Source organism: Streptomyces sp. RB17 (assembly GCF_009604455.1).
Taxonomy (GTDB): Bacteria; Actinomycetota; Actinomycetes; order Streptomycetales; family Streptomycetaceae; genus Streptomyces.
The window spans coordinates 1,030,435-1,050,424 of record NZ_WEGL01000001.1 but is presented as its reverse complement, the minus strand read 5'-3'; the positions used below and the strand labels follow the sequence as shown (position 1 = coordinate 1,050,424).

Below are 19,990 nucleotides of genomic sequence, written 5' to 3'. Positions count from 1 at the left end.
ACGCCCCAGCTGCCGCCGCGTCAGCGCAGGTGGGCCTGAACCTCCTCGCCGGCCGAATCTCCGTACGCCTTCACGAACCGCTCCATGAAGTGCCCCCGCCGCAGCCGGTACTCCTGCGTCCCCACCGTCTCGATGACGAGGGTCGCCAGCATGCAGCCCACCTGAGCGGCGCGCTCCAGCGAGACACCCCAGGCCAGTCCCGACAGGAACCCCGCACGGAAGGCGTCGCCGACGCCCGTGGGGTCGGCCTTGCGCTCCTCCTCGGGGACGCCGACCTCGATCGGGTCTTCGCCGACCCGCTCGATGCGCACGCCGCGCGAGCCGAGCGTGGTGACGCGGTGGCCGACCTTGGCGAGGATCTCGGCGCCGCTCCAGCCGGTCTTGGTCTCGATGAGACCCTTCTCGTACTCGTTGGAGAACAGGTACGTCGCCCCGTCCAGCAGCACCCGGATCTCGTCGCCGTCCATCCGGGCGATCTGCTGGGAGAAGTCGGCGGCGAAGGGGATCCCGCGGGAGCGGCACTCCTCCGTGTGGCGGAGCATCGCCTCGGGGTCGTCGGCGCCGATGAGGACCAGGTCCAGGCCGCCCACGCGGTCGGCGACGGTCTTCAGCTCGATGAGGCGGGCCTCGCTCATCGCGCCGGTGTAGAACGAGCCGATCTGGTTGTGGTCGGCGTCGGTGGTGCACACGAAGCGGGCGGTGTGCAGGGTCTCGGAGATCCGGACCGAATCGGTGTCCACGCCGTGCCGGTCGAGCCAGGCGCGGTACTCGTCGAAGTCGAAGCCGGCGGCGCCGACCAGGATCGGCCCGGTGCCGAGCTGGCCCATGCCGAAGGCGATGTTGGCCCCGACGCCGCCGCGGCGCACGTCCAGGTTGTCGACGAGGAAGGAGAGCGAAACCGTGTGCAGCTGGTCCGCGACGAACTGGTCGGCGAAACGGCCGGGGAATGTCATGAGGTGGTCGGTGGCGATGGAGCCGGTGACTGCGATGCGCACGACGGGGAATCTCCTGCGGGAGGCGGGATTGACAGTTCACGCTACCCGCTCGGCCGCCCACGCAGTAGCTGGCGAAACTACCCGATAGTAGATCTTTCTTCGCGGCCCGGAGCAGGCCTACGGTGCGGTCATGACGAACCTCAAGTTCCGCCACACCGCCCCCGCCCACCTCGGGAGCGAGCCGGAGGGCGACCTCGCCGCACTGCGCGGCGACTGCGCCCGGATGGCTCCCCACTGGGCGGTCCCCGAGCACGCCGAGCCCCGGCCGGTGCCGCCGTCCCTGATCCACGGGGTGACCGTGCCGGTGCGGTCCGCGCGGCTGCTGGACGCGATGTCCGACTACGGCGACTGACGCGGGGCGCATTTCACGGGGAACCGCACGCTCCCCTCGCGCGTCCCATCGCCGTCCCCCAGGCGAGGGAGGCGGGTTACGACCAGCGAGGAGCGATGCGGTGAACACCGAGCGACCCGAGAACCGCGAGCACCCCGAGAGCTCCGAGCACGCCGAGGGCGCAGAGACCACCGAGAGCGCAGAGACCGCCGAGAGCGCAGGGACCGCCGAGAGCGCAGGGAACGCCGGGAGCGCAGGGAACGCCGGGAGCGCAGGGAACGCCGGGAGCCAGGAGGGTTTCGAGGGCTCGGGGAAGCCTGAGCCGGTGCCCGCTGCGGCGGAAGGCGCCGGCGACACGGAGGGCGGGCAGGCCGGCCGGCGGCGGTCGCGGCTCGTCGTCGTCTCCGTCGCCGCCGCCGTCCTGCTGGTCGGCGGCGGTGGCGCCTATCTCGCGGCGAGCAGCGACACCGGCGGCCGTACCGGCGGATCCGGCGCGGCCGGCTCCGGCGCCACTCCCCCGCCGCTCGCGCTGGACGGCTTCGGCGGCACGGGCGGAATCGCGGTGGGCGAGCCGGACCCGTACGGCGCCACCTACGTCGCCCAGGGGGAGCTGCCGGCCGGCCCCGGCTCCGCGCCGGTGTACGTGCCGAAGGGCGAGGTCGGCAAGGACGCGGTGGCCCGGCTGGCCAGGGCGCTGGGCGTCGACGGCGCGCCGGTGGCCGAGGGCCGGATCTGGCGGGTCGGCGGCAAGGACGGCTCCGGGCCGAGCCTGACGGTGAACCGGGACACGCCGGGCAGCTGGACGTTCAGCCGGTACGCGCCGGGCGCCGACGACTGCAAGAAGGGCGTGCTGTGCACGCACGACCCGATGGGCCCGACCGGCGCCCCGGTGAGCCTGCGGAAGGCGACCGAGGCGGCCGCGCCGGTGCTGAAGGCGGCGGGGCTGGACGACGCGAAGATCGACGCGAGCCAGGTCATGGGGAGCCGGCGGGTGGTCAACGCCGATCCGGTGGTCGGCGGGCTGCCGACGTACGGCTGGACGACCGGCCTGACCGTGGACCGACGGGGCGAGCTGGTCGACGGGCACGGGTTGCTCGGGGCGCCGGTGAAGGGCGACACGTACCCCGTGCTGAGCGCCGCGCAGACGCTGAAGCGGATGAACGCGGCACCGAGGAGCGACCACCGCATGGGCATCGGCGGCTGTGCCAGTCCGGTGCCGCTGAAGGACCGGCTGGAGCAGCCCTGCGGCGGGACCACGGGGGTGCCGAAGCGGGGGGCGGACGCGGGCACGGACACGGCGGTCACCGTGGAGAAGGCGGTGTTCGGGCTGGCCGCGCACTCCGTCGCGGGGCGGCAGACGCTGGTGCCGTCCTGGCTGTTCGAGGTGCGGGGGCCTGCCGGCCAGGGCGCGTCGACGGTTTCGTATCCGGCGGTCGATCCCCGGTATCTGGCGTCGGCGGCGACACCCTCGGCGCCTACGGCATCGGCGGCGCCCCGGGACGTGAAGGTCACCGGCTACCTGGCCGAGGACAGTGAGCTGACCGTGAGCTTCTACGGCGGGGTGTGCGCGGACTACACGGTGGCGGCGAAGGAGAGCGGCGAGCGGGTGACCGTGACCGTGACCGAGCATCCCTGGCCGAACAAGGTGTGCGTGCTGATCGCCAAGGAGTACGTGAAGACCGTACGGCTGGCTGCGCCGCTGGACGGGCGGGCGGTGGTCGGTGCCGACGGCAGCCGTATTCCGCAGGGCAAGCCGGGCGCGCTGCGGCCGGACGTCTCGGCACGGGCGCGTTAGCCTCCCGGGACACGACGAAGGCGGCGGCCCCCTCGCAGGGGGCCGCCGCCTTTCTCAAACCGTCGGAATGTGTGCCGCCGGCTCAGCTGAAGGAGTCGCCGCAGGCGCAGGAGCCGGTCGCGTTCGGGTTGTCGATCGTGAAGCCCTGCTTCTCGATCGTGTCCACGAAGTCGATGGTCGCGCCACCCAGGTACGGAGCGCTCATGCGATCCGTGACGACCTTGACCCCGCCGAAGTCCTTCTCCACGTCACCGTCGAGCGAGCGCTCGTCGAAGAAGAGCTGGTAGCGCAGGCCGGAGCAGCCGCCGGGCTGGACGGCGACGCGCAGCGCGAGGTCGTCGCGGCCTTCCTGGTCGAGCAGGGCCTTCACCTTGGCCGCGGCGGCGTCGGTCAGGATGATGCCGTCGGTGACGGTGGTGGTCTCGTCCGATACGGACATCTACATCTCTCCCGGGTTGTACGGAGACTGCTTGCCGACGAGTGCAACCGGCGCTTCCGCGGATTCATTCCGGGCCGGGCAGTCGCGTTGTCGCGTTTTTGGTTCCGCCTTCATGCTCGCACATGCCCAACGAGGCCGACAGCGACCTGTGGAGGGCCCGAGCGGGATTCACGTCACATCGACGCTATGGCCATCGTCAAACTGACGTGAACCGGTTATGATAGATAGCGTCAGTTAGACGAAAAGTAGAAAGGGTGCGTGCCGTGACCACCGCCCAGACCCCGGAACTCGACGTGCAGCCGACTCCGCTCGCCCTGCTGCTGCTCGGCCGTGAGGCCGACCCGAAGAGCGAGCGGGGCGTCGAGTGCCCCGGTGACCTGCCCTCGCCGTCCGACCCGGACCTGGTCGCGCGCGCCCGCGCGGCCAAGGAGAAGCTCGGCGACAAGGTCTTCGTGCTCGGCCACCACTACCAGCGCGACGAGGTCATCCAGTTCGCCGACGTCACGGGCGACTCCTTCAAGCTGGCCCGGGACGCGGCCGCGCGCCCCGAGGCCGAGTACATCGTCTTCTGCGGTGTGCACTTCATGGCCGAGTCGGCGGACATCCTCACCTCCGACGAGCAGAAGGTCGTCCTGCCCGACCTCGCCGCCGGCTGCTCGATGGCCGACATGGCGACGGCCGAGCAGGTCGCGGAGTGCTGGGACGTGCTGACCGAGGCGGGCGTCGCCGAGCAGGTCGTGCCGGTCTCGTACATGAACTCCTCCGCCGACATCAAGGCGTTCACCGGCAAGCACGGCGGCACGATCTGCACCTCCTCCAACGCCAAGCGCGCCCTCGACTGGGCCTTCGAGCAGGGCGAGAAGGTGCTGTTCCTGCCCGACCAGCACCTCGGCCGCAACACCGCCGTCCGGGACATGGGCATGTCCCTGGACGACTGCGTGGTCTACAACCCGCACAAGCCGAACGGCGGGCTGACGGCTCAGGAGCTGCGCGCCGCGAAGATGATCCTGTGGCGCGGGCACTGTTCCGTCCACGGCCGCTTCAGCCTGGACTCGGTCAACGACGTCCGTGAGCGCATCCCCGGCGTGAACGTCCTGGTCCACCCCGAGTGCAAGCACGAGGTCGTGGCCGCGGCGGACTACGTCGGCTCCACCGAGTACATCATCAAGGCCCTGGAGGCGGCCCCGGCCGGTTCCAAGTGGGCGATCGGCACCGAGCTGAACCTGGTCCGGCGGCTGGCGAACCGTTTCGCGCCCGAGGACAAGGAGATCGTCTTCCTCGACAAGACGGTCTGCTTCTGCTCGACCATGAACCGTATCGACCTGCCCCACCTGGTCTGGGCCCTGGAGTCCCTGGCCGAGGGCAACCTGGTCAACCGGATCGAGGTCGACAAGGAGACGGAGGCGTTCGCCAAGCTGGCGCTCGAGCGGATGCTCGCCCTGCCGTAGGGCTTCAGCAGCACGAACACCGAGGCTCGGCCCGCGTCCAGCGGGCCGAGCCTCGGTGCTTGGAGGAGCGCTCAGACGCCGGCCGGCTCCAGGACCTTCTCCTGCTTGGCCTCCCTCTTCGCCGCCCGCTTCTTCGCCCGCCGCTCCTTGCGGAGCTCCAGCATCGCGTAGAGCGTCGGCACCAGCAGGAGCGTCAGCAGGGTGGAGGTGATCAGGCCGCCGATGACGACCACCGCGAGCGGCTGGGCGATGAAGCCGCCCTCGCCGGTGACGCCCAGGGCCATCGGGAGGAGAGCGAAGATCGTCGCCAGCGCCGTCATCAGGATCGGGCGGAGGCGGTGGCGACCGCCCTCGACGACGGCCTCGACGACGCCGTAGCCCTGCCTCCTGTACTGGTTGATCAGGTCGATCAGGACGATCGCGTTGGTCACCACGATGCCGATCAGCATCAGCATGCCGATCATCGCCGGGACGCCCATCGGGGTGCCGGTGGCGACCAGCAGGCCGATCGCGCCCGTCGCCGCGAAGGGGATCGACACCAGCAGGATCAGCGGCTGGGCCAGCGAGCGGAAGGTCGCGACCAGCAGCATGAAGACGATCGCGATCGCCGCCAGCATGGCCAGGCCCAGGTTCTTGAACGCGTCGTTCTGGTCCGAGGTCACGCCGCCGATCTCGGCCTTCGCGCCCGCCGGGAGCTTCAGGGCCTTGATCTTCGACTGCAGCTTGCTGCTGATGGCGCCCGTGTTGTCACCGGTCGGCTTGGCCGTGATGGTGGCGGCACGCCGGCCGTCGATCCGGGTCAGCGACACCGGGCCGTCCACCAGCTTCACCGTGGCGATGTCGCCGAGCTTCACCGGGCCGAGGCGCAGCGCCTTCAGCTGGGCCAGCGTGGTCGCGGGCTTCGCCGACTTCACGACGACATCGCGCTCGGTGCCGTCGAGGATCGCCTTCGCCGCCGTCGTACCGCGCACCGCCTGGGCGACCGCCGCACCCAGCTTCTGGTCGTCGAAACCGGCCGCCGCGGCCTTCGCGCCCGCCTTGACCGAGATCCGGGGCACGCTGGTCGCGAGGTCGCTGCTGACGTCCGTGACGCCGTCGAGGCCGGCGACCGTGGAGCGGACCTGCTCGGCCGCCGTGCGCAGCGCCTGCGGGTCGGAGGCCTTGACCACCACGCTCAGGTTCTGGTTGCCGAATCCGTCACCGGCCGACACGGTGGTCGTGCCGATGCCCTCGAGCTGCTTGAGGCCGTCCTCGATGTGCTTCTGCACGGTGTCGTACGACTTCGAGTCCTTCAGCATCACCTGGTAGGACGCCTGGTTCGTGGCCGTGCTGCCGCCGAAGGCCGCCATGAAGCCGGAGGAGCCGACGGTGACCTGGTAGTCCTTGACGCCCTCGGTGGAGGCGAGCAGCTTCTCGACCCGCTTGGCCTGCGCGTCGGTGGCGGCCAGGCTCGTGCCGGGCTTCAGCTCCTGCTTGACGGTGATGACCTCCTGCTCGCCCTGGTCGAAGAAGTTGGTCTTCAGCAGGCCGCCCATGCCGAAGGTCACCACCAGGACCACGATCGCGATCAGGACACTGGTCAGGCGACGCCGCGTGGCGAAGCGCAGGACGGGGACGTAGGCGCGCTGGAGGCGGCTCTTCGCCTCCTTCTCCTCGGCCCGGCGGCGGGCCTCCACGGCGTCCTCAGGGGTGCCCTTCGGGGCGCGCAGGAACCAGTACGACAGAACGGGGACGACCGTCAGCGAGACGAGCAGGGAGGCCAGCAGGGCCGCCGTCACCGTGATGCTGAACGAGCCGAACAGGGCGCCCACCATGCCGCCGACCAGACCGATCGGCAGGAACACCGCGACCGTGGTGAGGGTGGAGGAGGTGACCGCGCCGGCCACCTCGCGCACGGCGTTGACGATGGCGTCCCTGCGCTCCTCGCCGTAGCCCAGGTGCCGCTTGATGTTCTCCAGGACCACGATCGAGTCGTCCACGACCCGGCCGATGGCGATGGTCAGCGCGCCGAGCGTGAGCATGTTCAGGGACAGGCCGCGCGTCCACAGCACGATCAGGGCCAGGACGACGGACAACGGGATGGACACCGCCGTGACCAGCGTCGAGCGGATCGACGCGAGGAAGACCAGGATGACGAGCACCGCGAAGAGCAGGCCGAGCGCGCCCTCCGTGGTCAGGCCCTTGATGGACTTCGACACCGCCGGGCCCTGGTCGCTGACGACCGTGAGCTTCGCGCCCGAGCCGAGCTGCCGGCGCAGGTCGGGCAGCTTGTCCTTGACCGCGTTCGAGATGGTGACCGCGCTGCCGTCGTGGTCCATGGTCACGTTGACGGCGAGGCTGGGCCTGCCGTCGGTGCGGGTGATGGAGTCCGCCGGGGCCGGCTGCTCCTTGACGGTGGCCACGTCACCGAGGCGTACGGGCCTCTTCCCGCTCTGGCCGGTGACCATGAGGTCCTGGATCTGCTGCAGCGAGGTGAAGCCGCCGCCGACCTGGACCGTGCGGTTGGCGCCGTCCTCGTCGAAGGAACCGGCCGGGACCGTCGCGCCGCCCGCCTGGAGGGCCTGGCCGAGCGCGGCGGAGGTGAGGCCGGCCCGCGCCAGCCTGCCGTCGTCCGCGGTGACGGTGACCTGGACGTCGCGGACGCCGGTGACCTGGACGCGGCCGACGCCGTCGATGTCCTTCAGCGTCGGTACGACGGTGTTGTCCAGCTGGTCCGCGAGCGCCTGCTGGTCCTTGTCGGAGGTGACGGCGAGGACCACGGTCGGCATGTCGTCGGTGGACCCGGAGACGACCTGCGGGTCGACGTCGTCCGGGAGCTGGTTGCGGGCTCGGTTCACGGCCTGCTGGACGTCGGAGACGATCTGCTTGGTGTCGTTGTCGTAGTCGAAGGACGCCATGATCACGGCGTTGCCCTCACTGGCGGTCGAGGTGACGCCCTTGACGCCGGAGACGCCCTGGAGGTTGTTCTCGATCGGCTCGACGACCTGCTTCTCGACGACGTCGGGCGAGGCGCCCTGGTACGGCGCGATCACCGACACCATGGGCAGGTTGATGGTCGGCAGCAGCTGCTGCTTGATCTGGGGTATCGCGATCAGCCCGAAGACGAGCGCGACGAGCGACATCAGGCCGATCAGGGCCCGTTGCCGGAGGCTGAATCTCGACAGCCAGGACATGGATCAGGGTCTCTCAATCTGTGAGCGGCAGACCCTCTCACCCTGGGCCATGGCAGAGCGCGCTCTTGTAAGCCCTGAGTCCATTTCCTTATCCGGGCCCTACTGCACCCGCAGTACGCCCGGGTGGAGACCCGCGGTACGCCCGGTGGGATCAGTCCGTCCTCGGACGTACCAGCCCCGACTCGTACGCGATCACCACCAGCTGCGCACGGTCGCGTGCGCCCAGCTTGGCCATGGCCCGGTTGACGTGCGTCTTCACCGTCAGCGGGCTGACCTGGAGGCGCTCGGCGATCTCGTCGTTGGAGTGGCCGCCGGCGACCTGGACCAGGACCTCGCGCTCCCGCCCGGTGAGCGCGCCGAGCCGCTCGGAGCGGGCGGGGTCACGGCCGTCGTCGCCGTCGCCCTGGGCGAGGAACCGGGCGATCAGCCCCTTGGTCGCGGCCGGGGACAGCAGGGCCTCACCGCCCGCGGCGACCCGGATGGCGTTCAGCAGCTCCTCCGGTTCGCTGCCCTTGCCGAGGAAGCCGGAGGCACCCGCGCGCAGGGCCTGGACGACGTAGTCGTCGACCTCGAAGGTGGTCAGGATGACCACGCGGACCTGTGCCAGGGAGGGATCGGAGCTGATCATCCGGGTGGCGGCCAGCCCGTCGGTCCCCGGCATCCGGATGTCCATGAGGACGACGTCGGCGCCCTGCTCCTTCGCCAGCCGGACCGCTTGCGCCCCGTCGGAGGCCTCCCCCACCACCTCCATGTCGGACTCGGAGTCGACCAGCACCCGGAACGCGCTGCGCAGCAGGGCCTGGTCGTCGGCGAGCAGGACACGGATCGTCATGCGGGCTCCCCCGGGGGCCGTCGTACGGGTCTCAGTGGGCGTCTGTGCGGGTCTTGAGGGGCAGGATCGCATGGACGCGGAAGCCGCCGCCGTAGCGGGGCCCGGTGGTGAGGGTGCCGCCGACGGCGGTGACCCGCTCGCGCATGCCGAGCAGTCCGTGCCCGCCGCCGGCCCCGGGCCGGCCCGCCGCGCCCGCGCCGTCGTCCAGCACGGTGACCTCGATGTCCGTCCCCACCCGTACGACGCTGACCTCGGCCTTGGCCTGCGGTCCGGCGTGTTTCTGCACGTTGGTCAGGGCCTCCTGGACGATCCGGTAGGCGGCCAGGTCGACGGCTGCGGGCAGCTCGGTGCCCTGGTCGGCGCGGGCCACCTCCACCGGCAGGCCCGCGTTGCGGAAGGTATCGGCCAGCTCGTCCAGCCGGCTCAGACCGGGTGCGGGCTCGGTCGGGGCCTCGGGGTCGCCGGACTGACGGAGCAGGCCGACGGTGGCGCGCAGTTCCTCCAGCGCCGACCGGCTGGCTTCGCGGACGTGGGCCAGGGCCTCCTTGGCCTGGTCGGGCCGCTTGTCCATGACGTGCGCGGCCACTCCCGCCTGCACGTTCACGAGGGCGATGTGATGGGCGACGACGTCGTGCAGATCGCGGGCGATGCGCAGCCGCTCCTCGGCGACCCGGCGGCGGGCCTCCTCCTCGCGGGTGCGTTCGGCTCTCTCCGCCCGCTCCCGGATGGCCCGGACGACCGCGCGCCGGCTGCGTACGGCGTCCCCCGCGGTGGCGCCGATGCCGGTCCAGGCGAGCACACCGAGGTTCTCCTGCGCGTACCAGGGGAGCGGGCCGCCGAGCATCGCGGCGGCGGTCAGCACGGTCATGGTGAGCAGGCCGACGCGCAGGGTGGTGGTGCGGTCGGTGGTCGAGGCGACGGTGTACAGGGCGACCACGGCGGACATCGCGACCGGGGCGCGGGGGTCGCCGGTGACGCACTCGACCACGGAGAGGGCGCCGGTGACCGCGAGGACCGTCTTGGCGGCGCGGCGCCGGAAGACCAGCGTGGCCGCGGCGAGCAGCATGAGGAGGAGGCTGAGCGGGTCGGGGGTGCGGATGCCCCAGGTGACTCCGTGCGCCCCGTGGGGGACGGCGAAGGAGCCGGCGACCATGCATACCAGCACGCCGGCGGCGACGGAGGCGTCCAGCGCGAGCGGGTGGGCCCTGAGGCTGCACCGGGCGCGGTCGAGAGTGCTCACGTGTTGAACAGTACGGGTGCCGGCAAGGTGCCCTGCGCCCCCGAGGGGCGCGGGGCTGTGGCCGATGTGCGGCTACCGCCGCGTGGGCGCGAGCAGCCCACCACGGACCCGCACCCGGGAACGGCCGGCCCCGACGGCGCTACCCCGGAATCAGCCCGTCGTCGGCGAGCATCTCCCGGACCTCCTCCAGCGACGCGTCCGGCGCCGGAAGGATCAGCTCCGAGGGTTCCAGGGCGTCGTCCGGCAGAGGCGTGCCCAGACGGCGGACGGAGTCGAGGAGGGCGCCGAGGGTGCGGCGGAAGCCCGCCTCGTCGCCGGCCTCCATCTGCTCCAGCAGCTCGTCGTCCAGCTTGTTCAGCTCGACGAAGTGGGAGTCGTCCAGCTTGACCTGGCCCTCCCCCATGATCCGTACGATCACGTCGGCCTCCTCGGCTCGGGTCCGCGCCGGACTACTGCTTGTCGAAGCGCGGGGTGTCCTGCGGCTGCTGCTGGGACTGCCCCTGCCCGGTGCCGCCCTCGATGGCCTGCTGCGGCTGGCCGCCGGCCAGCTCGGCCTTCATGCGCTGCAGTTCCAGCTCCACATCCGTACCACCGGAGAGGCGGTCCAGCTCGGCGGCGATGTCGTCCTTGGCCATGCCCGTCGGGTCGTCCAGGGCGCCGGAGGCGAGCAACTCGTCGATGGCGCCGGCGCGGGCCTGGAGCTGCTGCGTCTTGTCCTCGGCACGCTGGATGGCCAGGCCGACGTCGCCCATCTCCTCGGAGATGCCGGAGAAGGCCTCGCCGATCCGGGTCTGGGCCTGGGCGGCGGTGTACGTGGCCTTGATGGTCTCCTTCTTCGTACGGAACGCGTCCACCTTGGCCTGCAGGCGCTGGGCCGCGAGGGTGAGCTTCTCCTCCTCGCCCTGCAGGGTGGCGTGCTGCGTCTCCAGGTCGGTGACCTGCTGCTGGAGCGCGGCGCGCCGGGACAGCGCCTCGCGAGCCAGGTCCTCGCGGCCGAGCGCGAGCGCCTTGCGGCCCTGGTCCTCCAGCTTGGTGGACTGCTGCTGCAACTGGTTGAGCTGGAGTTCCAGGCGCTTGCGGCTGGTCGCCACGTCTGCGACGCCGCGGCGGACCTTCTGCAGCAGCTCCAACTGCTTCTGGTACGAGTAATCGAGGGTCTCGCGCGGGTCCTCGGCCCGGTCAAGGGCCTTGTTCGCCTTCGCGCGGAAGATCATCCCCATACGCTTCATGACACCGCTCATGGGCTTCGCGCGCCCCCTTCTGACGGACTCCAGCTCACAGATCCTGCGACAGGACCCACAGTACGGGCCCTGACTCCATTACCGCACTGTCCGGGGACGGATGCGCTCATCCCCGAGGACGACTGCGGACATCATCGCTCCGGCGTGAGGAGTAGGTGATCCCCCACCGGCCCTCACCGAAACGCCCCCTCTGTCCCCTCATGACGTCCGGTGTTGCCGGATCGTTCCCCGCCGGGCTGGGGTCCATGCCGCTGAAGCCCGTACCCTTGGGTTTTGTGTTCCGTAGCCGTGCCAAGGACGAGAAGGCCCCGACCGCCGACAAGGCGCAGGTGAACCTCTCCAAGCAGCCCCGTGACCCGCAGGCCCCGAAGGGCAGGCCCACGCCCAAGCGCAGTGAGGCCCAGTCCCAGCGGCGCAGCGTGGCCCACACGCCGACCAACCGCAAGGAGGCCGCCAAGCGCCAGCGCGAGGACCGGCGCCAGGCCCTGAACCGGCAGCGCCAGGCGCTCGCCACGGGTGACGAGCGCTATCTGCCCGCCCGGGACAAGGGCCCGGTCCGCAAGTTCGCCCGCAACTGGGTGGACTCGCGGTTCAACGTGGCGGAGTTCTTCCTGCCGCTCGCCGTGGTGATCCTGGTGCTGAGCGTGGTGCGGGTGCCGGCGATCCAGTCGATCGCGCTGCTGCTGTGGCTGGTGGTGATCGTGCTGATCGTGCTCGACGCGGCGTTCAGCGGCTTCCGGCTGAAGAAGCGGCTGGCGGAGCGCTTCCCGGACGACAACACGCGTGGCGCGGTCGCCTACGCCCTGATGCGCTCCCTCCAGATGCGCCGGCTCCGGCTGCCGAAGCCGCAGGTCAAGCGCGGAGAGCGGCCCTGAGCGCAGACGCCTTCACCGGGGGTGCGGCCGAGGCCTGGCTGAGCAAGCTGGGCCAGCTGCGTGATGTCGTACGACAGGAGCTGGTGGCGCGCCAGCTGGACGAGCAGATAGCCGGGCGGTTCCCGGTCGGGCAGCGGCTGCGGGTGCTGGACGTCGGGATGGGCCAGGGCACGCAGGCGCTGCGGCTGGCCCGGCTCGGCCATCAGGTGACCGGCGTCGAGCAGGACGCGACGATGATCGCCGCCGCGCGCGAGGCGCTGGCCGCGCAGCCGGAGGGCATCCGTGAGCGGGTCCGGCTGGTGCAGGGCGACGGGCGGGACACCGGTGTGCACTTCCTGCCGGGCAGTTTCGACGTGGTGCTGTGCCACGGGGTGCTGATGTACGTCGAGGAGCCGGACCCACTGGTGGCGGGCCTGGCGCGGATGCTCGCCCCCGGCGGGCTCCTGTCCCTGCTCGTCCGCAACGGCGACGCGCTCGCCATGCGGCCGGGCCTCTCCGGCGACTGGGCGGGCGCCCTGTCCGCCTTCGACGGCACGGCGTATCGCAACCGCCTCGGCCTGGACGTACGGGCCGACCGGCTGGCCTCCCTCACCGCCACGCTCGCCGGGATCGCGGCCCCGCTGCACGCCTGGTACGGCGTCCGGGTGTTCACGGACACGGCGGCGGACGACGCGGAGGTCCCGGACGACCTGCAGACCCTGCTGGCGGTCGAGGAGCGGGCCGGGCGGACGGACCCCTACCGCGGAGTGGCGGCACTGCTGCACCTGTGCGGCGTACGGGGCTGAGACCGTTCGGGCCAACACCACGCGCCGGCTGACCAGCGCGCGCTGACACTCGGGGTATGGACGCTTCCCCGATCCGTTCCCTGCGCAGGGTCGCCGTGGCGGCCGCGCTGCTGTGCTGCGTGGCGGCGGGCTGTACGTCGCACGCTCCCGAGGCCGGGCAGGACACCGGTCCGACCGCGCGGGCGGACATGCCGATGGCCGCGAGTGATCTGCAGAGCCAGTTCCAGAAGGTCATCAAGGAGGTCCTGCCGTCGGTCGTGCAGATCCAGTCCAGCAACGAGCTGGGCTCCGGGGTGGTGTACGACGGCAAGGGACACATCGTCACCAACGCGCACGTGGTCGCGTCGGCGAAGACCTTCAAGGTGACCGCGGCCAACAGCGAGGAGCCGCTCACCGCGCGCCTGGTGTACTCCTACCCCCAGCAGGACCTCGCCGTGATCAAGCTGGACAAGGTGCCGGCCGGGATGAAGGCGGCGGTGCTCGGCGATTCCACGAAGGTGGAGGTCGGCCAGATCGTACTGGCCATGGGCTCGCCGCTGGGGCTGTCCTCCAGCGTGACCCAGGGCATCGTCTCGGCGACCGGACGGACCGTCAGCGAGGCCCCTCACGGGGGTACGGGCGCGACCCTCGCGAACATGGTGCAGACCTCGGCCCCCATCAACCCGGGCAACAGCGGTGGCGCCCTGGTCAATCTGAACGGGCAGGTCATCGGCATCCCGACGCTCGCCGCCGCCGACCCCCAACTCGGGGGCAGTGCGGCACCCGGCATCGGGTTCGCCATCCCGGCGTCGATGGTCAAGACGATCGCCGGGCAGATCGTCGAGAAGGGCAAGGTCGTGAACTCGGGGCAGGCCGCGCTCGGCATCACTGCGCGGACCGTCGTGGACGGCAACCTCCGGCCCGCCGGGGCGGCGGTGGTCACCGTCAGGCCCGGCGGCGCGGCCGACAAGGCGGGCCTGCGCCCGGGCGACATCATCACCAAGGTGGGTGACCGGCCGGTCGCCACCGTCACCTCCCTCTCGGAGGCGCTGGCGGCGGACAAGCCGGGCGCGAAGACGTCGGTGACCTACCAGCGGAGCGGCGCCGAGAAGACGGTGGAGGTGACGCTGGGCGAGCAGTGACGAGGGGTACGACACCTACGGCCGCGGGGGCCGCACCCCTGCGCACCCGCTACGCCGCGTCGGCGTGCAGGCTCATCGGCCCGTAGATCTCGGTGTTCTCCTCGAACAGCCGCACCTGGTCGACGCCGCCCTCCAGGAGCGCCTTCCAGTGCTCGCCGATCCAGGACTCGGCATCCCCCTGCGTGGTGAACTCCTCGGGCTGCACCGCGGGCTGGACCTCCGTCCCGTCGGCCTTCTCGAACCGCCACGTCCATGCCGTCATGTGGGCCTCCTTCGATCCAACACCTGCTCGAAGGGTATTCGCTCCGCGGGTTCGGCCGTTAGAGGCTGTGGATCATCCGCGGGGCGCCGCGGTGAGCGGTGCCCCGCAGGGCAGGTGAGAATCGGTCCTGTGGAAATCACTCTGCTCGGTACCGGCGCCCCGGCCGGCCTGCCCCGCCCCGACTGCCCGTGCGCCGTCTGTGCGAGGGCGCTCGGACCGGACGCGCGGGCGGCCACCGCCGTGCTGGTGGACGGGGCGCTGCTCCTCGACCTGACGCCGGGGGCGGCGTTCGCGGCGGCGCGGGCCGGGCATTCGCTCGCCGGGGTACGGCAGGTGCTGCTGTCGCATCCGCACGACGGACCCGCGGTGGAGGTGCCGGCCGGGCTGCCGCAGCCCGGGCGGGTGCCGGACGGCCGGGAGTTGGCGCTGCTGACGGGGCACCGGGTGCGGGCCGTGGCGATGGACGCGGGCGGCACCGGGTACGCGGTGACCGGGCCGGACGGGCAGCGGCTGCTGTATCTGCCGCCGGGCGGGGCACCGGCGGGCCTGGAGGAGGCGACGGCGGAGTCGTACGACATGGTCCTGGCGGACGTGGTGGACCGTCCGGACGCGCTGGCGCGCCTGCGGGCGGTCGGCTCGGTCGGCCCGACGACGGACGTCCTGGCGGTCCACCTCGACCACGACGTGCCGCCCGGCCCGGAGTTGCGGCGCCGGCTGGCCGCGGCCGGGGCGCGGGCGGTGCCGGACGGTACGACGCTGGCGGTCGGCGCGTACGAGGACGTGCCGGACGTGCCGCGCCGGACGCTGGTGCTGGGCGGGGCGCGCTCGGGCAAGTCGGTGGAGGCCGAGCGGCGGCTGGAATCCTTCCCCGAGGTGCTGTACGTGGCGACCGGCGGAACGCGGGGCGGGGACACCGAGTGGGCCGCGCGGGTGGCTCTGCACCGGGAGCGGCGGCCGGGGTCGTGGCGTACGGCGGAGACGACGGACCTGGTGCCGCTGCTGCGCGAGGACGGGCCGCCGCTGCTGATCGACTGTCTGTCGCTGTGGCTGACGGACGTCATGGACTCCGTGGGGGCGTGGGACGACGCGGAGTGGGCCGGCGGGGGCGAGAAGTCCCTGCGGGAGCGGGTGCAGGAGTTGACGGAAGCGGTGCGCCGTACTCGGCGGACGGTGGTCGCCGTGTCCAACGAGGTGGGGTCGGGGATCGTGCCGGCGACGGCGTCCGGCCGCCGGTACCGGGATGAACTCGGGCGGTTGAACGCGGCGTTCGGGGCGGAGTGCGAGGAAGTTGTGTTGGTGGTGGCGGGGCAGGCGTTGGTGCTCCGGGGTTGAGGGGTGCCCGGTGCTGGTGTCGGCCGGGGGTCAGGTCGCTTGCCCGCGCTGACGGGGTGCCGACGGTTTGCGGGCCACGATTCTGTATGCGTTCGAGAAACACGTGTGGCGGAGCAAGGGGGCCAGCGCGCGGTCCAGCGCGGAGGCGGCGGCCAGGAGAGGGGCCGCGGCCCGGCGAACCGGCCCGGGGACGTGGGTCAGGAAGATGGCCAGCGCCCCCGAGAGGTCGTAGGGGATGTGCGGGGCGCGGCGGTCCGTCGTGAGGATCTCGCAGCCCCGGGCCCGGAGTTCCGCGCACAGGTTGGCCGGCGGCAGCAGATGCAGATGGCGGGGCTGGCCGTAGGGGAGCCACCATCTGCGCAGGAGTGTCGCGAACGCGCTGCGCGGGTCCGGGAGTTCGATGAGCAGGTGGCCGCCGGGCCGCAGGACGGCCAGGGCCGCGCGGAGTTCGGCGCGCGGGTTGGGCGCGTGCTCCAGGTGGTGGAACATGCTGACCACGTCGTAGCGGGAGCGCAGCCGGGCCAGGACCCAGGGACTGGTGAGGTCGCCGATGTGCGCCTCCTCGACGCGCTCCGCCCGGAGGGCCTCTTCGACGCGGGGGGTCGGGTCGAGGCCGTCGAAGGACGTGTAGGGGAAGACCTCCTTCGCCGTCTCCGGGAAGCGGCCGTGGCCGGTGCCGACGTCCAGCCAGCTCTCCGGTTCGGCGGCCAGCGGCAGGATCGTGCGGGCCGCGGCCAGGTGCCGGCGGCGGACCGCCCCGGGGGACAGGCTCCGCTCGGCGAAGTCGTCCAGCCGGCGCGCGAAGAAGTCCAGCTGGTGGAAGGCGAGGCCCTCCGCCGTGAGCCGCGGGTTCTGGAAGGCGTGCCCGCACGCGCGGCACTGGTCCATGACGAACATGCCGGGATCGCCCGGTCCCGGGGCGGCGGCCCGCGCCCGGGTGCGCAGGTTCCCGGAGCCGCACCAGGGGCAGTTCTCGCGGCGCGGGTCCTGGAACAGGTCGGCGACCCGGGGTGGGGTGGGGGGCGAGGTCGGCATGGGCGGCTCCCTGGGCGACATTCCGCTGCAAACCGGAACGTATGGGATCTCGATCTTGGGTGCAATGACGTCGTGGGGGTGTGGTGGCCATGTGGCGCGGAAGCGTTCGTTCTCTGGCGGTACTGTTCGGCGAATGAGCAGGCTTAATCTGGACGACTTCACCGATCTGATCGAGCGCCCGGACGGGGGCGTGCGCCGTGACGCCGAGGCCCGGCGGGAGCGCCAGATCGTGCCGCCCGGGGCGCTCGGCCGCCTCGACGAGCTGGGCGAATGGCTGGCCGCCGCGCAGAGTGCCGTACCGGTACGGACCGTGGAGCGGCCGAAGGTGATCCTCTTCGCCGGTGACCACGGTGTCGCGGGGCTGGGCGTCTCGGCGCGCCCCGCCGGCAGTGCGGAGCAGCTGGTACGGGCCGTGCTGGAGGGCGCGAGCCCGGTGTCCGTGCTCGCGCGGCGGCAGGAGGTGCCCGTACGGATCGTCGACATGGCCCTGGACTGCGCCCCGGACGCCTTCCCGGAGGACGTCGTACGGCACCGGGTGCGGCGCGGCAGCGGCCGTATCGACGTCGAGGACGCGCTCACCCTGGAGGAGGCCGAGGCGGCGCTGCGCGCGGGCATCGCCGTCGCCGACGAGGAGGCCGACTCGGGTACGGACCTTGTGGTGCTCGGTGACATCAGCGTGGGCGGCACCACGGCCGCGGCGGTGCTGATCGCGGCGCTGTGCGGGACCGACGCGTCGGTGGTGACCGGGCGGGGCGGGCTCGCGATCGACGACCTGGCGTGGATGCGCAAGTGCGCCGCGATCCGGGACGCGCTCCGGCGGGCCCGGCCGGTGCTCGGTGACCAGGTGCAACTGCTGGCGACCGTGGGCGGGGCGGACCTCGCGGCGATGACCGGGTTCCTGCTGCAGTGCGCGGTGCGGAAGCTGCCGGTGATTCTCGACGGCGTGGTGGCCGCCGCGTGTGCGCTGGTCGCCCAGCGGGTCGCCTTCAGGGCACCGGACTGGTGGCTGGCCGGCCACGACAGCGGGGAGCCGGGGCAGGCGAAGGCACTGGACCGGATGGCTCTGGTGCCGCTGCTGGAGCAGGGGGTGAAGGTCGGCGAGGGTACGGGAGCGTTGCTGGCGCTGCCTTTGGTACGGGCCGCCGCCGCGTTGGCGGCGGAGCTTCCGGAGAAGGAGCCGAAGGAGTAACCAAAGGCACAAAAGACGCGGGACATCAATAGCGTACGCACAGCACACGCACGGTCCGATGTGTGGTTCGCCAGGGCGGCACCCATATGATCCTGGCTCATGGGAGATGCCCGAAATGCCGTGCCGCAGCATGCCGAACCGGGGCGTCCGGACGAGCAGGGGCGGCGGTCCACCGGGACCTCCCGGCGGGCCGCCGCCTGCGCCGTCTGGTATCTGCGGACCGTCGCCTTCATCAACTTCCTCAGCGCGGTCTGGGTCTCGCTCGGCCAGGACGTGCGCCGGCACAACCAGGACGACTTCTTCACCCCGTACCTGCTGACGGCCGGCTTCGCCTCGGGTGTGTTCACCGCGTTCCTGGCGACCACCATGCGGCGCAGAAAGCGGGCCGCCTGGATCCTCAACCTGGTGATCAGCGGGGCCTTCCTCGCGCTGTTCGCGTTCGCCATGGCGTTCCCGGAGATCCGGCGGTACCCGCAGAACTGGATCTCGCTGGGGCTCACGGCCGTGTTCGTCGGCGCGCTCCTCGTGGGCCGCCGGGAGTTCTACGCCAAGGGCGACCGGTCCAACCCGCGGCTCGCGGCGACGGTCGCCGTCGGCGGCGGGCTGGCCGCGAGCCTGCTGGCCGGGCTGCTGGTGACGGTCACCAACCAGGCGCCGGACGCGGCCCGTTCGACCTTCCTGGAGCGCTGGCACTACGGCACCCTGCGCCTGGTGTCGGTGGCCGCCGACGAGAACCGCTTCCCCGGCATCGCCCCGCCGAACTGGGCCAACGTCGCCGTCAACGTGCTCAGCACGGCCCTCGTCCTCGCCGTGTTCTACGCCGCGTTCCGCTCCCGGCGCGCCGTGGATCCGCTCACCGAGGACGACGAGAAACAGCTGCGGGCCCTGCTGGAGCGGCACGGTGAGCGGGACTCACTCGGCTACTTCGCGCTGCGCCGGGAGAAGAGCGTGGTGTGGTCGCCCACGGGCAAGGCGGCCGTCGCCTACCGGGTGGTCGGCGGGGTGAGCCTGGCCTCCGGGGATCCGCTCGGCGATCCGGAGGCGTGGCCGGGTGCGATCGCGCCATGGCTCGCGGAGGCGCGGTCACACGGGTGGATCCCGGCGGTGATGGGGGCGAGCGAGGAGGCGGGGACGATCTACGCCCGGCACGGGCTCGACGCCCTAGAACTCGGCGACGAGGCGATCGTGGAGGTCGCCGACTTCACGCTGGAGGGCCGGGCGATGCGCACGGTCCGGCAGGCGTACAACCGGGTGAAGCGGGCCGGGTACGAGGTGCGGATCCGGCGCCACGAGGACGTCCCGGCGGACGAGATGGCGTACCTCGTCGAGCGTGCGGACGACTGGCGGGACGGGGCTACCGAGCGCGGGTTCAGCATGGCGCTCGGCCGGCTCGGGGACCCCGAGGACGGGCGGTGCGTGATGCTGGAGTGCACGGACGCCGAGGGGAGGCTGCGCGCGCTGCTGTCCTTCGTGCCGTGGGGGCCGCACGGGCTGTCCCTCGACCTCATGCGGCGCGACCGCGACTCCGACAACGGGCTGATGGAGTTCATGGTCATCGAGCTGCTGCGGCGGGCCGACGAGATCGAGATCACCCAGGTGTCGCTCAACTTCGCGATGTTCAGGTCGGTCTTCGAACGTGGCGCGCGCCTCGGTGCCGGTCCGGTGCTGAGGCTGTGGCGGTCGCTGCTCAGCTTCTTCTCCCGCTGGTGGCAGATCGAGTCGCTGTACCGCGCCAACGCAAAGTACCGGCCCATCTGGGAGCCGCGGTTCCTGCTCTTCGAGAAGAGCGCGGACCTGCTGCGCATCGGCCTCGCGTCAGCGCGTGCCGAAGGGTTCCTGGAGGCGCCGGGACTGCCGAAGTGGCTGCACCGCAGGCACCTGGACACACACCGCTGAG

Annotated in this window: 18 protein-coding genes; 9 read left to right on the top strand and 9 right to left on the bottom strand. The window is 71.9% G+C overall.

What is annotated here, in order from left to right; genetic code table 11:
* Positions 1-20: 20 nt before the first annotated feature.
* Positions 21-995: a carbohydrate kinase family protein gene (locus SRB17_RS04850; protein ID WP_323374983.1), complete on the bottom strand. Its 975-nt coding sequence runs from the start codon at positions 993-995 to the stop codon at positions 21-23.
* A gap of 130 nt (positions 996-1,125) precedes the next feature.
* Between SRB17_RS04850 and SRB17_RS04845 the strand changes: the two genes are divergently transcribed.
* Positions 1,126-1,347 carry a hypothetical protein gene (locus tag SRB17_RS04845; RefSeq protein ID WP_153534820.1) on the top strand — a complete coding sequence of 74 codons (222 nt, stop codon included), beginning with the start codon at positions 1,126-1,128 and terminating at the stop codon, positions 1,345-1,347.
* Positions 1,348-1,447: 100 nt separating this feature from the next.
* Positions 1,448-3,121: a hypothetical protein gene (locus SRB17_RS04840; RefSeq protein ID WP_323374982.1), complete on the top strand. Its 1,674-nt coding sequence runs from the start codon at positions 1,448-1,450 to the stop codon at positions 3,119-3,121.
* Positions 3,122-3,203: 82 nt separating this feature from the next.
* Here the strand turns inward: SRB17_RS04840 and SRB17_RS04835 are convergent, their stop codons facing one another.
* Positions 3,204-3,560 carry an iron-sulfur cluster assembly accessory protein gene (locus SRB17_RS04835; protein WP_028422454.1) on the bottom strand — a complete coding sequence of 119 codons (357 nt, stop codon included), beginning with the start codon at positions 3,558-3,560 and terminating at the stop codon, positions 3,204-3,206.
* A gap of 254 nt (positions 3,561-3,814) precedes the next feature.
* Between SRB17_RS04835 and nadA the strand changes: the two genes are divergently transcribed.
* A complete protein-coding gene (nadA, locus tag SRB17_RS04825) occupies positions 3,815-5,008 on the top strand; it encodes a quinolinate synthase NadA (RefSeq protein WP_323374981.1) in 1,194 nt (397 codons plus the stop codon).
* A gap of 71 nt (positions 5,009-5,079) precedes the next feature.
* On the opposite strand, the gene SRB17_RS04820 is transcribed toward nadA, so the two are convergent.
* From SRB17_RS04820 to SRB17_RS04800, 5 genes are all read right to left on the bottom strand, one after another.
* Positions 5,080-8,181, bottom strand: a complete 3,102-nt coding sequence (locus SRB17_RS04820) for an efflux RND transporter permease subunit (protein ID WP_153534816.1) — start codon at positions 8,179-8,181, stop codon at positions 5,080-5,082.
* Between the two features lie 151 nt (positions 8,182-8,332).
* Positions 8,333-9,013 carry a response regulator gene (locus SRB17_RS04815; RefSeq protein ID WP_153534814.1) on the bottom strand — a complete coding sequence of 227 codons (681 nt, stop codon included), beginning with the start codon at positions 9,011-9,013 and terminating at the stop codon, positions 8,333-8,335.
* Positions 9,014-9,044: 31 nt separating this feature from the next.
* Entirely contained in the window at positions 9,045-10,253 is a 1,209-nt protein-coding gene (locus tag SRB17_RS04810; protein WP_323374980.1) for a sensor histidine kinase, read from the bottom strand.
* A gap of 139 nt (positions 10,254-10,392) precedes the next feature.
* Complete coding sequence (pspAA, locus tag SRB17_RS04805) at positions 10,393-10,671, bottom strand: PspA-associated protein PspAA (protein WP_323374979.1); 279 nt, start codon at positions 10,669-10,671, stop codon at positions 10,393-10,395.
* A 31-nt stretch (positions 10,672-10,702) separates the two neighbouring features.
* Positions 10,703-11,494 carry a PspA/IM30 family protein gene (locus SRB17_RS04800; protein WP_153534812.1) on the bottom strand — a complete coding sequence of 264 codons (792 nt, stop codon included), beginning with the start codon at positions 11,492-11,494 and terminating at the stop codon, positions 10,703-10,705.
* Positions 11,495-11,694: 200 nt separating this feature from the next.
* On the opposite strand from SRB17_RS04800, the gene SRB17_RS04795 reads away from it, so the two are divergent.
* The 3 genes from SRB17_RS04795 to SRB17_RS04785 all read left to right on the top strand — a co-directional run bounded on the left by SRB17_RS04795 (position 11,695) and on the right by SRB17_RS04785 (position 14,275).
* Positions 11,695-12,369, top strand: a complete 675-nt coding sequence (locus SRB17_RS04795) for a DUF3043 domain-containing protein (protein ID WP_194293899.1) — start codon at positions 11,695-11,697, stop codon at positions 12,367-12,369.
* 83 nt (positions 12,370-12,452) lie between these two features.
* A complete protein-coding gene (locus SRB17_RS04790) occupies positions 12,453-13,154 on the top strand; it encodes a class I SAM-dependent methyltransferase (RefSeq protein ID WP_323374978.1) in 702 nt (233 codons plus the stop codon).
* A 56-nt stretch (positions 13,155-13,210) separates the two neighbouring features.
* Positions 13,211-14,275 carry a S1C family serine protease gene (locus SRB17_RS04785; RefSeq protein ID WP_153534810.1) on the top strand — a complete coding sequence of 355 codons (1,065 nt, stop codon included), beginning with the start codon at positions 13,211-13,213 and terminating at the stop codon, positions 14,273-14,275.
* Positions 14,276-14,324: 49 nt separating this feature from the next.
* Here SRB17_RS04785 and SRB17_RS04780 read toward each other — a convergent pair whose 3' ends face one another.
* Entirely contained in the window at positions 14,325-14,537 is a 213-nt protein-coding gene (locus SRB17_RS04780; RefSeq protein WP_153534808.1) for a hypothetical protein, read from the bottom strand.
* A 129-nt stretch (positions 14,538-14,666) separates the two neighbouring features.
* On the opposite strand from SRB17_RS04780, the gene SRB17_RS04775 reads away from it, so the two are divergent.
* Positions 14,667-15,869: a bifunctional adenosylcobinamide kinase/adenosylcobinamide-phosphate guanylyltransferase gene (locus SRB17_RS04775; protein WP_323374977.1), complete on the top strand. Its 1,203-nt coding sequence runs from the start codon at positions 14,667-14,669 to the stop codon at positions 15,867-15,869.
* 30 nt (positions 15,870-15,899) lie between these two features.
* Here SRB17_RS04775 and SRB17_RS04770 read toward each other — a convergent pair whose 3' ends face one another.
* Entirely contained in the window at positions 15,900-16,904 is a 1,005-nt protein-coding gene (locus SRB17_RS04770) for a class I SAM-dependent methyltransferase (protein WP_153534806.1), read from the bottom strand.
* Positions 16,905-17,037: 133 nt separating this feature from the next.
* Here SRB17_RS04770 and cobT point away from each other — a divergent pair, with 133 nt between their 5' ends.
* Both cobT and SRB17_RS04760 read left to right on the top strand, forming a co-directional pair.
* On the top strand, positions 17,038-18,093 hold the full coding sequence (cobT, locus tag SRB17_RS04765) for a nicotinate-nucleotide--dimethylbenzimidazole phosphoribosyltransferase (RefSeq protein WP_153534804.1): 1,056 nt from the start codon (positions 17,038-17,040) through the stop codon (positions 18,091-18,093).
* 99 nt (positions 18,094-18,192) lie between these two features.
* Positions 18,193-19,989 (top strand): phosphatidylglycerol lysyltransferase domain-containing protein, encoded by a 1,797-nt coding sequence (locus tag SRB17_RS04760; protein ID WP_153534803.1) that lies wholly within the window; start codon positions 18,193-18,195, stop codon positions 19,987-19,989.
* The last annotated feature ends 1 nt before the right edge of the window (position 19,990 follow it).

Bases quoted from the DNA above. Each gene is read 5' to 3' on its own strand.
- SRB17_RS04800 (WP_153534812.1), bottom strand. From the start codon at position 11,494: ATGAGCGGTGTCATGAAGCGTATGGGGATGATCTTCCGCGCGAAGGCG.
- SRB17_RS04785 (WP_153534810.1), top strand. From the start codon at position 13,211: ATGGACGCTTCCCCGATCCGTTCCCTGCGCAGGGTCGCCGTGGCGGCC.
- SRB17_RS04770 (WP_153534806.1), bottom strand. From the start codon at position 16,904: ATGCCGACCTCGCCCCCCACCCCACCCCGGGTCGCCGACCTGTTCCAG.
- SRB17_RS04835 (WP_028422454.1), bottom strand. From the start codon at position 3,560: ATGTCCGTATCGGACGAGACCACCACCGTCACCGACGGCATCATCCTG.
- SRB17_RS04845 (WP_153534820.1), top strand. From the start codon at position 1,126: ATGACGAACCTCAAGTTCCGCCACACCGCCCCCGCCCACCTCGGGAGC.
- SRB17_RS04820 (WP_153534816.1), bottom strand. From the start codon at position 8,181: ATGTCCTGGCTGTCGAGATTCAGCCTCCGGCAACGGGCCCTGATCGGC.
- SRB17_RS04815 (WP_153534814.1), bottom strand. From the start codon at position 9,013: ATGACGATCCGTGTCCTGCTCGCCGACGACCAGGCCCTGCTGCGCAGC.
- cobT (WP_153534804.1), top strand. From the start codon at position 17,038: ATGAGCAGGCTTAATCTGGACGACTTCACCGATCTGATCGAGCGCCCG.
- SRB17_RS04780 (WP_153534808.1), bottom strand. From the start codon at position 14,537: ATGACGGCATGGACGTGGCGGTTCGAGAAGGCCGACGGGACGGAGGTC.
- SRB17_RS04760 (WP_153534803.1), top strand. From the start codon at position 18,193: ATGGGAGATGCCCGAAATGCCGTGCCGCAGCATGCCGAACCGGGGCGT.
- SRB17_RS04795 (WP_194293899.1), top strand. From the start codon at position 11,695: ATGACGTCCGGTGTTGCCGGATCGTTCCCCGCCGGGCTGGGGTCCATG.